The following is a 13,725-nucleotide window of genomic DNA, read 5'->3' on the forward strand; positions in this document are numbered from 1 at the left end:
GCGCGCACCCACCCCTACCTGGGCACGAACCCCGACTCGTACGCCACGATCACCGCCTGCGTCCGGTCCCGCGCGCCGAGCTTCCCGAGCACGCTGCTGACGTGCGTCTTGACGGTCTGCACGCCCAGGAAGAGCCGCTCGGCGATCTCCCCGTTCGAGAGCCCCTGCGCCACCAGCCGCAGCACCTCCGCCTCACGCTCCGTCAGCCCGGCCCGGTCCAGAGCCTCCCGGGCGGGGCGGTTGGCCCGCTCCCCCGCCAGCCGGCGGATCGCGGCCGGGAAGAGCAGCGACTCGCCCGCCGCCACCAGCCGGACCGCGTGCGCGATCTCGGCCGGCCGCGAGCGCTTGAGCAGGAAGCCGTCGGCACCGGCCCGCAGCGCCTCGTAGACGTAGTCGTCGTTCTCGAAGGTGGTGACCACCAGGATCTTCGGGGCGTCCGCCCCGCCCGAGGCCAGGATCGCCCGGGTCGCGCTCAGCCCGTCCACCTCCGGCATCCGGACGTCCATCAGCACCACGTGCGGCCGCAGCGTGCGGGCCAGCACCATCGCCTCCGCGCCGTCCGCGGCCTCGCCGACGACCCGGAGGTCCCCCTGCGCCTCCAGTACGGCCCGCAGCCCGGCCCGCACCAGCTCCTCGTCGTCCACCAGCAGGATGTCGATCATGCCGACAACCGTAGCGGGAGCCGCACCGAGAGCACCCACTCCTCCCCCTCCCACCCGGCGGCCGCCTCCCCGCCCAGCAGGGTCGCCCGCTCCCGGACGCCGCGCAGCCCCTTCCCGCCGCCCCTGCGGGAAGCACCCTCCGCCGACCGCCCGTTGGCGCTGCGAATGAGCAAGTCCCCTTCCTCGATGGCGAGTCGGAGGGTGATCGGCTGCCCGGGGGCGTACTTGAGCGCGTTGGTGACGGCCTCCTGGACGATCCGGTACGACTCCCGGGAGAGCACCCCCGGCAGTTCCCCGGGCGCCACCGCGACCACCGCCACCACCGGGCTGCCGGCCGCCCGGGCCGTCTCGAACAGCCCCTCCAGCTGCTCCACCCCCGGCCGCTCCACCGCCGAGCCGTCGGCACTGTCCCGCAGCAGCACCAGGGTGCGCTCCAGGTCGTCCATCGCCCGGCGGCCGGTCTCCTCGATCACCTCCAGCGCCTTCGCCACGAAGGCCGGATCGGCCACCTCCCGCGCCGCGCCCGCCTGGAGCACCGTCACGGTCAGCGCGTGCCCGATGGAGTCGTGCAACTCCCTTGCCAGCCGGTTGCGTTCCAGCAGCCGCTCGGCCCGCTGCTCCGCCTCGGCCAGCCGCTCCGTCGGGGACGGACCCAACAGCCGCACCGCCATGGCCAGTTGCACCCGACCGGCCAGCGAGACCAACCAGATCAGCGCGGCCAGCACCACCGGGACCACCAGCAGGTAGACCAACGGCGGCACGGCATCCGGCAGTTGCAGGCCGAACGGCTTCGGGTGCCGCCCCTCCACCACGTACGAGACGGTGGAGACCGCGCCCGCCACCCCGAACAACGAGACGTAGCCCACCGGCACGCCCAGCGCGGTCCGGCCCAGCAGCCAGGCCGCCGTCCGCCTCCGGTCGACCCAGCCCACCGAGGAGGCGGTGCCGATCTCCTCCTCCCGCTCCGGCACCAGCAGCAGCCGGGCCTGAACGCCCTCGGCCCGCCGGACCGCCGGGATCAGCGCCACCAGCACCAGCAGCACGGAGACCAGCGCCGCCCACTTGGCGATCATCTCGGCCACCCCGACCCCGGGCTCGATCCCCGGGTAGACGAACAGCACCATCCCGGCGAAGATCAGGCCGATCACCAGGTGCAGCCAGCGGGCGTAGGTGACCGGCGAGAACACCGGCGCGAAGATCGTCTTGAGCATCCGCCCATCGTGCCAGGCCCCTGCGGTCGGCGGCTCCCTCCCGGGAGGGAGGCCTTCCCCTCCCCGGCGGGATCCGCCCGTGCCCCGCCCCGGCTGGAATGGACCACGTCAGCAACTCCCCGAGGAGGCGAACGTGATCCAGGTCCAAGGCCTGAGCAAGACCTACGGACGGACCCGCGCCGTGGACGACCTCTCCTTCGAGGTCCGCCCCGGCTCGGTGACCGGCTTCCTCGGCCCGAACGGCGCCGGCAAGACCACCACCGTGCGAATGCTCCTCGGCCTCGACCGCCCCACCACCGGCCGCGCCCTGGTGGACGGCCGCCCCTACGCCGAACTGACCGACCCGCTCCGCACCGTGGGCGCCCTGCTGGACGCCAACGCGGTCCACGGCGGCCGCACCGCCCGGGGCCACCTGCTCTGCCTCTCCCGCAGCAACGGCCTGCCGGACCGACGGGTGGCCGAGGTGCTGGAGCAGGTCGGCCTGGCCGAGGTGGCCCGGCGCCGGGTCCGCGGCTTCTCGCTCGGCATGCGCCAGCGGCTCGGCGTGGCAGCGGCCCTGCTCGGCGACCCGCCGGCCCTGCTGCTGGACGAGCCGGTCAACGGCCTCGACCCGGAGGGCATCCGGTGGATCCGCGAACTGCTGCGCGGCCTGGCCGCCGAGGGCCGCTCGGTCCTGGTCTCCTCGCACCTGATGACCGAGATGGCCCTGACGGCCGATCACTTGGTGGTCATCGGCCGGGGCCGCCTGCTGGCCGACTCCACCCTGGACGCCTTCATCGCCGAGCACGGCCGCCCCCGGCTGCGGGTGCGCGCCGTCGACCCGGAGAAGCTCGACCGCCTGATGGCCACCGTGTCCCTCACCGCGACCCAGGCCGAGGACGGCGGCTGGGAGGTCGACGGGGTGAGCGGCGAGGAGTTCGCCCGGTACGCCGCCGCGCACGGCGTCGTGCTCTACGAGATCGCGAGCCGTCAGGACTCGCTGGAGGAGGCCTTCATGCGGATGACCGCGGACAGCGTCGAGTACCGGGCGGTGGCGGCATGAGCACCACCACCCTCGTGCTGCGCTCCGAGTGGACCAAGCTCACCACCCTGATCTCCCAGTGGTCCGCCCCGCTGGTCTCCGTCGTCCTCAGCGTCGGGATCACCCTCCTGGTCAACGTCAACTACGCGGCCGACACCTCCCTCACCGAGGACAAGAGCGTCGGCATCTTCTACGGCTTCAACTTCGGCCAGGTGCCGCTGGCCTGCCTCGGCATCCTGCTGATCGGCCAGGAGTTCAACTCCGGCACCATCCGCGCCTCGCTCACCGCCGTCCCCCGGCGCAGCCGCCTCTACGCCGCCAAGGCCCTGCTCGGCGCGGGCCTCGGCCTGCTGGTCGGCCTGCTCACCACCGGCGGCTCCATGCTCGCGGTCGCCGCGACCACCGGCCTCGACCTCTCCGCCCCCGGCATGCTCCGCACCGCCGTGGCCGGAGTGCTCTACTGCCCGATGCTGGTGCTGATCTGCTTCGGCATCACGGCCTGCTTCCGCAACCTCAGCGCCGCCCTCGGCCTGCTCACCCCGCTGGTCTTCTTCGGCACCACCGCCCTGGCCGCCATCCCCGGCGTCCGGGTGGCCGCCCAGTACCTCCCCGACCGGGCCGGCCAGTACGCCTGGAAGCAGCAGCCCGACCCGCACATCGCCTTCGGCCACTGGACCGGCCTGCTCCTGATGGCCGCCTGGACGGTCCTGCTGCTCTGGCTCGGCCACCGCTCCCTGACCCGCAAGGACGTCTGACGGGGGGGTCTAACCGAGCCACTGCCAAGCGCCGAACCCGGCGAGGGCGAGACCGGCGCCGCCGAACAGCAGCGGGAAGACCACCAGCAGCAAGGTGCGGCCCGACCCGCCGAACGGATCCGCGTCGGTGACGGCCGCACTCCTGGGGTGCTCGGCGAGGTACCGGACCCGCACACGCTCACCGACCACGCGCGGGACACCGGACAGGTCCTGGAAACGGACCTCCCGGCCTTCGAGCGTACGGAAGCCGAGGACCACCTGCCGCGGCCCCCGGCCCCCACCGTCCGGCCCGGACCGGGTCGTGAAGACGTCCACGCAGCCGGCCTCCACCTCGATCCCCTCGGCCAACGCCCGCCGCCCCGACCGCTCCCGCCGCAGGTGCACGGTCCGGGCAACCACCGGGATCCCCGCGAACAACAGCCCGGCCACCACCATGACCACGTACCCGCTCCCGGCCATCCCCGCCCCCGTCCCCAAGATCCTGTGAGGTCAAGGATGCTCCGCAGGTCAGCGCGGTTCCACCGAATTCGAACGGAAGGCCGGGTGGTCGGCGACCACGGTGCAGGACCCGGGGGCGATCTCGGTGAAGCCGGCGTCGCGGACCACCGGGAGGTGACCGTCCGTCAGGGCGGGCCAGTCCTCCTTCGACGCCGTGCGGACCACCAGCGGGAAGCCGGCCTCGGCCCACTCCTTGCGCTGCGCGCCGTCCAGCCGCCACCAGGCGAGCTGGGCGGCGTGGCCGGTCTGGGCCATGGTCTTGCCGGCGCTCATCTCCAGCTCCGGGTTGAGCCAGAGCACCGGCACCCCGTCCGGGGCCGGGCCCGGCTCCTCCGGGTCGTCCAGGTCGGTGCCGGAGACCTGGAGCTTGGCCAGCTCCTTGGGCCAGCCGTCCAGCGGGATCGGCGGGTAGACCCGGACCTCGGCCTGACGGCCCGTCACGGTGATCCCCGGCAGCTCGTTCGCCTTGCGCCACTCGCCGCCGCGGGCCCGCCGCACCACCTTCCGGATCCGCGCGTCCTCCCAGGCGGCCACCCGCTCGGCCCACTCACCCTCGGCCCCGGTCACCCGCTCGTCGGCCAGCAGGGTCAGCACCGCCCGCGCCGAGGTCTCCAGCGCGTCCGTCCGGGCCGGCGGGTCGGCCTTCTCCAACTGGACGACCAACGGCAGCACGTACTGCGGGTTGGCGTCCCGGGGGTCCTCGACGGCGGGCGTGCTGGGCGCGGTGAAAGGAGAGCTGGTCACCCGTCGAGCTTAGATCGTCGGCGTGGCACCATGCTCCCGTGCTGCGGACACCCGACTACGAGGACGAACCCCTGACCCCGGGCGAGGACCTGCTCCTGCTCCCCGGCTTCTGGGCGGCCTACCTGCTCTGGCTCGCCGAGGGCGAGGAGCTCGAGCCCGAGCCGGCCCTGTTCGGCGTCGACGGCGCGGACGTGGACGCCGCCGTCGAGGTGCTGCACGACCCGGCCGCCTGGCCGGTGATCCGGCTGCCGCTCGCCGACGGCCACCGGCTGGTGATCGTCCACCGCAACTTCACCGACGACGAGGGCGTCGACTACCACCTCGACCACCCCGAATGGGACCGCGCGCTCCGGGTGGCGAGCGCCGAGGGCCACTACACCGGCCCCGGCCTCTCCTGGCCCGAACTCCTGCACGCCGCCCGCCACCCCGGCGAGGGCCCCGGCGTCACCGACCCGCACGCCCGGCTGCTCCTGCTGCTGCCCGCGCTCGGCGACGCCGAACTCCCGCCGGACGCCGCGACCACCGTCGCCGAGGCCCTCACCGGCGTCGGCGTGCGGTCCGCGCAACTGCCCGAACTGGCCGAGGCCCTGCTGGACCACCCGTTCTGGGACGGCCCGAGCTGGGTGACCGGCGAGGACGCGGTCTCTCCGCTCAGCGGTGCGACCACCACCCCGAGCCGACTGCCGCGCTGCTCCGAGCAGCACAGCCCCCGGCACACCCGGCTCCCGCTGACCCCCGCCCAGGACGCCCGGCTCGCCGAGGCCCTGGGCGGGGGAGCCTGACGGAGGGTCAGCGGCGGTAGCCCCGGGTGGGGTCGCGCTCCTCGGCGTCCTCGTAGGTGAGGAACCACCCCTCGGGGTGGGTGGCGGCCAGCAGGACGTCGGTGCGCTCGGTGGCGTCCAGCTCCGGGTCGCCCTCGTCGGGGCCGTAGACGCCGAACAGCTCGTCGGCGCAGCCGTCCCAGTCGTAGTCGTAGAGGTCGACCGGGAGGTCGCCCATCATGTCGGCCACGGCCTGGGGCTGGGCGCCGAGCAGTTCGCGGGCGTCCACCAGGGCGAGCCGGAGCGCCAGCTCCTCGGCCAGGTTGCGGGGCAGCGGCCACTCGCCGAGGGCCAGGTCGTCCGCGAGGTCGTCGAAGGCCCGGGCGAAGGCGCGGCGCCAGCTGCGGTGCAGCTGCCAGGTGCGCTGCGGCAGACGGCCGAGCACCGCCCAGTCCGCCTCCTCCTCGTCGGTGACCGGGTCGTCCTCGTGCTCGTCCAGGTCGTCGTACGCGGCGTCGGCCAGGGTGATGAGTTGAGTGTGGATCAGGCAGGCGGTGCGCGGGGTGAGGGTCCAGTCCCCGGTGCCGCCGCCCTCCTCCTCGTCCAGGTCGAGCGGGAAGAGCTCGGCGAAGTCCGGCGCGAAGTCGTCGGTGACGGCGATCTCCAGGGTGCCGCCGATCGCCTCGACGCCGGGGATCGCGGCCACCAGCCGGTCGGGGTGGAGCAGCGCGCCGAGCGCCGCGTTGGGGTCCTCGGAGACCTCGCGCAGCAGAGCCTCCCGCTGCCCCTGCGGATCGATCCCGGTGAAGTCCAGCTCCTCGACGGCGGCCCGCGCGGCACGGCGCAACTGGTCCCAGTCGGTGATCCGGATGCCGAGCACCACCGTCGCTTCGATCTCCTGCGCGCCGGAGTCAGCCGCCGCGCCCGGCCCCTGTGGATGATCGCTTCGCTCGCCCATGGGACCAGGTTTACAGGCTGTGCCCGAGCGAGTCCACCTGCTTGGCCGGTCCCCGGGTTGCAGGATGGCAACCATGAGCAACCTCGAAGAGTTCGGCGGCGGGCAGGGCCCGGGCGCCGACGTGCTGGTGGTCACGACCAACGACGTCCCGGGCTTCCGGGTGGACCGGGTGATCGGGGAGGTGTTCGGCCTGACGGTGCGCAGCCGCCACATCGGGACGCAGATCGGCGCCTCCTTCAAGTCCATGCTGGGAGGGGAGTTGAAGGGGCTGACCAAGACCCTGGTGGAGTCCCGGAACCAGGCGATGGAGCGCCTGGTCGAGCAGACCCGGGCGCGCGGCGGGAACGCGGTGCTGATGATGCGCTTCGACGTCACCGAGGCGGCCGACCTCGGGACGGAGATCTGCGCGTACGGGACGGCCGTGGTGATCTCGCCGCTGCAGTGAGCGGAGGTCGGCGGGCGGCTCCGGTCGCCCGCCGACGGCCGGCCTGTCACCGCTCATGCCGACCACAGGACCGGGGCGGGGAACTGCGCCTGCCGGGGGCACGCGTCGTCCGACCAGTGGCGGGTCGTCAGAACCCGTACGTCCGCCATCGCGGAGAAGTCTGCGGCCGCCTGCGCGCCGAAGCGGCGTCGAGCCAACTCGTCACACATCGAACACTCCGGATACTCCGGCCACTCGTTCACGCCGACCGCCGGAGCCGACCCTTGAGGCGAGCCCGGCGTACCCGGGCGCGGTGGCGAAGAGCGGCGGCGAGCCGCTCTTCCTCAGCTGCCGGTTGCTGGGCGGCTGAGACTGCTGGCTCGGTCATGCACGTGTGCCGTTCTCGGAGCCTCGCCAGCTTCTCCGGGGTGATGTTCCGGAAGCCGTCGGCCTCGATCGCGTCGAACCACTCGCACTCGGGGCACCCCCACTGCTCATCCATACCGCGATCATCGGGCGGCACGCCGGGACGGAGGAACCTCGCACGAAACACACTTCGGGACGTCCCGTGCACTGTAGAACGTCCCCATGGGCACGGTACCGAATGAGCGCCTGCGCACGGCCATGGCGAGCGGCGGCTGGACACACGCCGCATTGGGCGATGCCACAGGGGTTGACCCCAAGTCCGTCGAGCGCTGGGTGAACCTGGGCCGGACGCCCCGGCGGGCCACCGCGATGAAGGCGGCGGAGAGGCTGGGAGAGGACGTTCACGCACTCTGGCCGTCGCTCCGGCAAGCCCGGCCGGCGCGGGCTGTCAGCCCCGAACTCGTCACCCTGTACGAGCAGCGCGCGGACGTGCCCGTGTCCACCTTCGTGGACCTCCTCGGCAGCGCCAGGGAACGGCTCGACATCCTGGTGTACGCGGCCGTCTTCCTGCACGAAGCGCACCCGCGTCTCAACGAGCGGTTGAAGCAACAAGCGGCCGACGGCTGCCGAATCCGGATCGCCCTCGGCGACCCCGGCAGCGACAACGTCCAACGGCGAGGCCAGGAAGAGCGGTTCGGACACGGCATCGACTCCCGGTGTCGGCTCGCCGCGATGCACTACCGGCCGCTGCTCGGGGTGCCCGGGATCGAACTACGAACCCACGGGACGACCTTGTACAACAGCCTCTACCGGGCCGACGACCAGATGATGGTCAACGCCCACGTGTGGGGCGTGAACGCCTTCGGGGCCCCCGTGTGGCACCTCCGACGCGCGGAGGGCGGCAGCATGTTCGCCACCTACGCCGAGAGCTTCGATGCCGTCTGGGCGACGGCGACCCCGCTGACGGAAGGCTGACCCGTGGCACGCACCGAGTACTACGACGACCCGTCAGCACCCGCCCCGAACAGCATGGTCGTGGCGGCCTCCGCCGTGGTCACCGACGACGCCGGACGCATCCTGATGCAGCGTCGCTCGGACAGCGGCCTCTGGGCCCTGCCGGGCGGCGGGATGGAGCTGGACGACTCCCTTCCCGGAGCGGCCGTCCGGGAGGTCCGGGAGGAGACCGGCCTTGACGTCGAGATCACGGGGTTGGTGGGCACCTACACCGACCCCCACCACATCATCGCGTACACCGACGGCGAGGTACGACGGCAGTTCAACGTGTGTTTCACCGCCCGGGTGGTCGGTGGGGAGTTGGCCATCTCCGACGAGTCGACGGAACTCCGGTGGGTCGCGCCGGAGGACTTGGACGGCCTCCCGATGCACCACACGCAGCAACTCCGCGTGCAGCACTTCCGCGAGGGGCGACCGGCACCGTACCTGGGATGAGTCGAGCCGCTCCCGGACCGCCCAGCGGCGGCCCCACTCCTTCTGTGACACGGGGAGCAGGTCACCGTGGTGATCTCGCCGCTGCAGTGAGCGGAGGTCGGCGGGCGGCTCCGGTCGCCCGCCGACGGTCCGTCAGGTCTGCCGGATCGCGCCGACCAGGCCGGCCACCAGTTCGGCGCGCTCGACCATCGAGCCGACCAGCAGGTACTCGTCGTCGGAGTGGGCCCCGCCGCCGACCGCGCCCAGCCCGTCGAGGGTCGGGACGCCGAGCGCCGCGGTGTAGTTGCCGTCGCTGCCGCCGCCGACCGCGCGGCCCTCGACCCCGGGGAGCAGCTCCCGGGCCACCGCGAACAGCGAGGCGGAGGCGGACTCCGGCATCGGCGGCCGGCTGATCCCGCCCGAGACGGCGAGCTTCGCGCCCTCCACCCGCGGGGTCAGCGCCGCGAAGGCGGCCTCGACGCGCTCCTTCTCCTGTCGGCTCTCGACCCGGACGTCGACCAGGACGGTCGCGGAGGCGGGCACGACGTTCTCGGCGGTGCCGGCCTCGGCCACGGTCGGGGTGACGGTGGTGCCGAGCTCCGGGCGGCCGAACTCGGCGATGGCGAGCACCTGGTGGGCGGCCTCGATCAGCGCGTTGATCCCGGCCTCGGGCTCCAGCCCGGCGTGCGAGGCCCGCCCGGTGACGGTGACGTGGAAGCCGCCGGTGCCCTTGCGGGCGGTCTTCAGCCCGCCGCCGTCGGCCGCGCCCTCGAAGACCAGCACCGCGCCGCAGGCCAGCGCCCGCTCCTCGATCAGCGCCCGCGAGCTGCGGGAGCCGACCTCCTCGTCCGCGGTCACCAGGATCTCGACGCCCGCCAGGTCGTCCAGTGCGGCCAGCCCGTGCACCGCCTGGACCAGGCCGCCGAGCATGTCGAAGACCCCCGGCCCGGTGACCCGCCCGTCCGCGACCGTGAACGGTCGGCGCTCCAGGGTGCCGAGCGGGAAGACGGTGTCGTGGTGACCGAGGACCAGCACCCGGGGCTCGCCGCCGCCGGACCAGTGGACGTGGGGCAGCCCGTCCAGCTCGACGATCGCGGCCCGCCCGCCCAGGCGCCGCTCGATCACCTCGGCGACCACGTGGGCCGAGGCCTTCAGTGCGGTGGGGTCGTCCGAGGGGGATTCGGTCGTGATGAGCCTCTCGAGGTCTTCGAGCATGGCGTCGACACTCGGGGGAACGGCCTTGCGCATCGTCATGCCCCGAGACTAGTCGGGGCGGGGAACAGCTCTCCCCCCGGTGATGTTTCACCACCGTGACTGTTTACGGTGAAACGATGGTGGACGTCGACGTCGTGGTGATCGGGGCCGGCCAGGCGGGCCTGTCCGCCGCCTACCACCTGCGCCGACGCGGCTTCGCCCCGTACACCGGCTTCGTGGTGCTGGACGCGGACGCCACCCCGGGCGGCGCCTGGGCCCACCGCTCCCCCTCGCTGCGGATGGCCACCGTGCACGGCTTCCACGACCTGCCCGACTTCGAGCTGCCGGAGCCCGACCCGAGCGCGCCGGCCCGCGAGGTGGTGCCCGGCTACTTCGCGGCGTACGAGGCCAGGCACGCCCTGCCGGTGGTCCGGCCGGTCAAGGTCTCCTCGGTCGAGTCGCTGCCCGACGGGCGGCTGCTGGTGAGCAGCGACGCCGGGCAGTGGCGGGCCCGGGCGCTGGTGAACGCCACCGGCACCTGGACCAGGCCCTTCCTGCCGTTCTACCCCGGGCACTTCACGGGCCGTCAGCTGCACTACGCGGACTACCGGGGGCCGGAGGAGTTCGCCGGGAAGCGGGTGCTGGTGGTCGGCGGCGGCGCCTCGGCGATCCAGGTCCTCTCGGAGGTGGCCGCCGTCGGCGAGACGGTCTGGGTGACGCGGCGTGAGCCGGAGTACCGGGACGGGCCGTTCACCCCCGAGTCCGGCCGGGCCGCCGTCGCCCTGGTCGAGCAGCGCGTCCGGGAGGGCCTGCCGGTGCGCAGCGTGGTCAGCGTCACCGGCCTCGGCCCCTCGGTCGCGTACCGCCGCGCCGAGGAGCTGGGAGCCCTGCACCGGCGCCCGATGTTCGACCGCCTCACCGAGCACGGCGTGGCCTGGGGCGAGCACGAGGAGCGCTTCGACGCCATCGTCTGGGCCACCGGCTTCCGCGCCGAGACCGCCCACCTCGCCCCGCTCCACCTGCGCACCCCGGCCGGCGGCATCCGCCTCACCGGCACCCGCGCCACCGACGACCCCCGCATCCACCTGCTCGGCTACGGCCCCTCCGCCTCCACCGTCGGAGCCAACCGCGCCGGCCGGGCCGCCGCGAACGACCTGGTCACCCTCCTCGGCGACCCGCACGAGCGCGAGCCCGCCCCGGTCCGGTGAGCGACGGCCGTCCCGGCGTTCCGGGTCAGCGGTCGAAGTCGACCGTGACCTTGTCGGAGACGGGGCGGGCCTGGCAGGTCAGGACGTAGCCGGCGGCGAGCTCCTTCTCCTCCAGGGCGAAGTTGCGGCGCATGGTGGCCTCGCCCTCGGTGACCAGGGCGCGGCAGGTGCCGCAGACACCGCCCTTGCAGGCGAACGGGAGGTCGGGGCGGGCGCGCTGGGCGCCGTCCAGGATCGAGCGGTCGCGCGGGAGGGAGAGGGTGCCGGAGCGGCCGTCCAGGATGACGGTGACCTCGGCGGCGTCGGCGTCGACGGCCTCCTCCTCGGCCCGCTCGGCGAGCGGCTCGTCCTCGGCGTGGAAGAGCTCCTGGTGGACCCGCTCGGCCGGGACGCCCAGCTCGTGCAGCAGCTCCTTGGCGCCGATCACCATGCCGTACGGGCCGCAGAGCCACCAGTGGTCCACCTCGGGGGCGTCCACCAGGGCCGTCAGCAGGGCCCGGACCCGCTCCGGGTCGAGCCGGCCGCTGAGCAGCTCGGCGTCGCGGCTCTCCCGGGAGAGCACGTGCACCAGCTGGAGGCGGCCGAGGTGACGGTCCTTCAGGTCGGCCAGCTCGTCGGCGAACATCACCGTGTCGCTGCGCCGGTTGCCGTAGACCAGCACCACCCGTGAGACGCCGTCGGCCAGCACCGAGGCGGCGATCGAGAGCATCGGGGTGATGCCGGAGCCCGCCGCCAGCAGCACGTGGGTGCCGGGCACCGAGAGGTCGGGGGTGAACAGGCCGACCGGCGGCAGCACCTCCACCTCGGTGCCCACGCCCGCCTCCCGGACCAGCCAGCGGGAGAACAGCCCGCCCGGCACCTCGCGGACCGCGATCCGCAGCGCTCCCCCGGCGGGGGCGCAGATCGAGTACGAGCGCCGCTCGTCCACCCCGTCCACGATCCGACGGACCGTCAGGGTCTGGCCGGGGCGGAAGGCGTACTCCTCGGCGAGCTCCGGCGGCACCTCGAAGGTGACCGCGACGGCGTCCTCGCAGAGCTGCTCCGACGCGGCGATCCGCAGCGAGTGGAAGGCCAGGCGGCGCGGGGCGGTGGTGGTCACGGGTCAGATCTCCTTGATCCGTTCGAAGGGCTCCCGGCAGTCGCGGCAGCGCCAGAGCGCCTTGCAGGAGGTGGAGCCGAAGCGGGACAGCTCCTCCGTCTCCCGGCTGCCGCACTGCGGGCAGAGCACCGCGAGCCTGGTCCGCCCGAGGGTGAGGGCGAGCGGCCCGGGGGACGCGGCGGCGACGGCGTGCGGCGGGGCGATCCCGGCGGCGGCCAGCTTGGCCCGGCCGGCCTCGGTGATCAGGTCGGTGGACCACGGCGGGTCCAGCCGCAGCCGCACGTCCACCTCCCGGTACCCGGCGGCCCGCAGCCGGCCCGCCACGTCGGCGGCCATCTCGGCCACCGCCGGGCAGCCGGAGTAGGTCGGGGTGAGCCAGGCGGTGACGGCGTCGCCGCGCTGCTCGACCTCGGCCAGCACGCCGAGGTCGGCCAGGGTCAGCATCGGCAGCTCCGGGTCGGGCACCTCGGCGGCGACCTCCAGAGCGGGCCGCAGGGTCGTGGTCACCACGTCGCCCCCGGGTGCGCCCTGGCCACCACCTGGAGCTCGGCGAGCATCAGGCCGAGCGCCTCGGTGTGCACGCCGTCCCGCCCGGCCCGGCCGCCGACCCGGGCCATCGGCGCCGCCTCGGGCAGCTCCAGCCCCGCCGCGGCCAGCACCTCGGCCAGCGTGGCCAGCACCGGCTCGCGCAGCTCGGCGACGTCCACCCCGAGCGCCAGCTCCACCCGGTGCGGCGTGAACAGCTCGTCCAGCAGCGGCCAGACCGCCGCCAGACCGGCCCGCATCCGCTCGGCGGAGTACGCGGTGCCGTCGCCGAGCCGCAACGTCCAGGCGGCGGCGTACTCGCGGTGGTAGGCCAGCTCCTTGACTCCCCGGGCCGCGACCGCTGCGAGCACCGGGTCGGCGTGGCCGGCCAGCCGCTCGAAGAGGGCCAGGCGGGCGGTGGAGAACAGCAGCAGCCGTGCCACGGTGTGCGCGAAGTCGCCGTTGGGGACCTCGACCAGGCGCACGTTGCGGAACTGGTGGTCCTCGCGCCAGTACGCCAGGTCGTCCTCCGTCCGCTCGGTGCCGTCCAACTGGCCCGAGCGGGTCAGCAGTTGGCGGGCCTGGCCGAGCAGGTCGAGGCCGAGGTTGGCCAGCGCCACCTCCTCCTCCAGCTCGGGCGCCCGGGTGCACCACTCGATCAGCCGCTGGGCCAGGACCAGCGCGTCGTCGCCGAGCATCAGGCAGAACTCGGCCAGGGCGGCCGGGTCGACCCCCGCCGGGACGGCGCGGTCCACCCCGAGCAGCGGGTCGGAGAAGCCGGTGCCGTACGCCCAGCGGGCCTCGCCCTCCGGGCCGTGGTCCGCCTCGGCGAGGCTCAGGTACACGTGGTCGTCGCTCATGAGAGGTGCTC

General features: G+C 73.9%; 17 protein-coding genes. 7 read left to right on the plus strand and 10 right to left on the minus strand.

Going from position 1 to position 13,725, the window contains the following annotated elements:
* Positions 1-14: 14 nt before the first annotated feature.
* Entirely contained in the window at positions 15-662 is a 648-nt protein-coding gene (locus ABD946_RS01240) for a response regulator (protein WP_345279145.1), read from the minus strand.
* Positions 659-1,873, minus strand: a complete 1,215-nt coding sequence (locus ABD946_RS01245) for a sensor histidine kinase (RefSeq protein ID WP_345279147.1) — start codon at positions 1,871-1,873, stop codon at positions 659-661. Before ABD946_RS01245 ends, ABD946_RS01240 begins: the two co-directional genes overlap by 4 nt.
* Positions 1,874-2,006: 133 nt before the next feature.
* On the opposite strand from ABD946_RS01245, the gene ABD946_RS01250 reads away from it, so the two are divergent.
* Entirely contained in the window at positions 2,007-2,915 is a 909-nt protein-coding gene (locus ABD946_RS01250) for an ABC transporter ATP-binding protein (RefSeq protein ID WP_345279149.1), read from the plus strand.
* Entirely contained in the window at positions 2,912-3,649 is a 738-nt protein-coding gene (locus ABD946_RS01255; protein WP_345279151.1) for an ABC transporter permease, read from the plus strand. Before ABD946_RS01250 ends, ABD946_RS01255 begins: the two co-directional genes overlap by 4 nt.
* 9 nt (positions 3,650-3,658) lie before the next feature.
* Here ABD946_RS01255 and ABD946_RS01260 read toward each other — a convergent pair whose 3' ends face one another.
* Together ABD946_RS01260 and ABD946_RS01265 are read right to left on the minus strand one after the other, a co-directional pair.
* Complete coding sequence (locus ABD946_RS01260) at positions 3,659-4,108, minus strand: DUF3592 domain-containing protein (RefSeq protein ID WP_345279153.1); 450 nt, start codon at positions 4,106-4,108, stop codon at positions 3,659-3,661.
* 48 nt (positions 4,109-4,156) lie between these two features.
* Positions 4,157-4,891, minus strand: a complete 735-nt coding sequence (locus tag ABD946_RS01265; RefSeq protein ID WP_345279155.1) for an aminoacyl-tRNA hydrolase — start codon at positions 4,889-4,891, stop codon at positions 4,157-4,159.
* A gap of 38 nt (positions 4,892-4,929) precedes the next feature.
* Here ABD946_RS01265 and ABD946_RS01270 point away from each other — a divergent pair, with 38 nt between their 5' ends.
* Positions 4,930-5,673, plus strand: coding sequence for a hypothetical protein (locus tag ABD946_RS01270; RefSeq protein ID WP_345279157.1), 744 nt, complete (start codon positions 4,930-4,932; stop codon positions 5,671-5,673).
* Positions 5,674-5,680: 7 nt separating this feature from the next.
* Here the strand turns inward: ABD946_RS01270 and ABD946_RS01275 are convergent, their stop codons facing one another.
* Positions 5,681-6,610, minus strand: a complete 930-nt coding sequence (locus tag ABD946_RS01275) for a hypothetical protein (protein WP_345279159.1) — start codon at positions 6,608-6,610, stop codon at positions 5,681-5,683.
* Between the two features lie 73 nt (positions 6,611-6,683).
* Here ABD946_RS01275 and ABD946_RS01280 point away from each other — a divergent pair, with 73 nt between their 5' ends.
* Positions 6,684-7,055 carry a YbjQ family protein gene (locus tag ABD946_RS01280; RefSeq protein ID WP_345279161.1) on the plus strand — a complete coding sequence of 124 codons (372 nt, stop codon included), beginning with the start codon at positions 6,684-6,686 and terminating at the stop codon, positions 7,053-7,055.
* A 238-nt stretch (positions 7,056-7,293) separates the two neighbouring features.
* On the opposite strand, the gene ABD946_RS01285 is transcribed toward ABD946_RS01280, so the two are convergent.
* On the minus strand, positions 7,294-7,536 hold the full coding sequence (locus ABD946_RS01285) for a hypothetical protein (RefSeq protein ID WP_345279163.1): 243 nt from the start codon (positions 7,534-7,536) through the stop codon (positions 7,294-7,296).
* Positions 7,537-7,658: 122 nt separating this feature from the next.
* Here ABD946_RS01285 and ABD946_RS01290 point away from each other — a divergent pair, with 122 nt between their 5' ends.
* Positions 7,659-8,375, plus strand: a complete 717-nt coding sequence (locus ABD946_RS01290; protein ID WP_345279362.1) for an XRE family transcriptional regulator — start codon at positions 7,659-7,661, stop codon at positions 8,373-8,375.
* A gap of 3 nt (positions 8,376-8,378) precedes the next feature.
* The gene (locus tag ABD946_RS01295) at positions 8,379-8,849 is read left to right on the plus strand and encodes an NUDIX hydrolase (RefSeq protein ID WP_345279165.1); all 471 of its coding nucleotides are present in this window, start codon (positions 8,379-8,381) and stop codon (positions 8,847-8,849) included.
* Between the two features lie 132 nt (positions 8,850-8,981).
* Here the strand turns inward: ABD946_RS01295 and ABD946_RS01300 are convergent, their stop codons facing one another.
* On the minus strand, positions 8,982-10,082 hold the full coding sequence (locus ABD946_RS01300; RefSeq protein ID WP_345279167.1) for a M20 family metallopeptidase: 1,101 nt from the start codon (positions 10,080-10,082) through the stop codon (positions 8,982-8,984).
* 77 nt (positions 10,083-10,159) lie between these two features.
* Here ABD946_RS01300 and ABD946_RS01305 point away from each other — a divergent pair, with 77 nt between their 5' ends.
* Positions 10,160-11,230 (plus strand): FAD-dependent oxidoreductase, encoded by a 1,071-nt coding sequence (locus ABD946_RS01305; RefSeq protein ID WP_345279169.1) that lies wholly within the window; start codon positions 10,160-10,162, stop codon positions 11,228-11,230.
* A gap of 25 nt (positions 11,231-11,255) precedes the next feature.
* On the opposite strand, the gene paaE is transcribed toward ABD946_RS01305, so the two are convergent.
* The 3 genes from paaE to paaC are packed head-to-tail and all read right to left on the minus strand — an operon-like array spanning position 11,256 to position 13,714.
* Positions 11,256-12,329: a 1,2-phenylacetyl-CoA epoxidase subunit PaaE gene (gene paaE, locus ABD946_RS01310; protein ID WP_345279171.1), complete on the minus strand. Its 1,074-nt coding sequence runs from the start codon at positions 12,327-12,329 to the stop codon at positions 11,256-11,258.
* 3 nt (positions 12,330-12,332) lie between these two features.
* Positions 12,333-12,839, minus strand: coding sequence for a 1,2-phenylacetyl-CoA epoxidase subunit PaaD (paaD, locus tag ABD946_RS01315; protein ID WP_345279173.1), 507 nt, complete (start codon positions 12,837-12,839; stop codon positions 12,333-12,335).
* Complete coding sequence (gene paaC / locus ABD946_RS01320) at positions 12,833-13,714, minus strand: 1,2-phenylacetyl-CoA epoxidase subunit PaaC (protein WP_345279175.1); 882 nt, start codon at positions 13,712-13,714, stop codon at positions 12,833-12,835. Before paaC ends, paaD begins: the two co-directional genes overlap by 7 nt.
* Positions 13,715-13,725: the final 11 nt, after the last annotated feature.

The organism is Kitasatospora albolonga (genome assembly GCF_039535905.1).
GTDB classification, from domain to species: domain Bacteria; phylum Actinomycetota; class Actinomycetes; order Streptomycetales; family Streptomycetaceae; genus Kitasatospora; species Kitasatospora albolonga.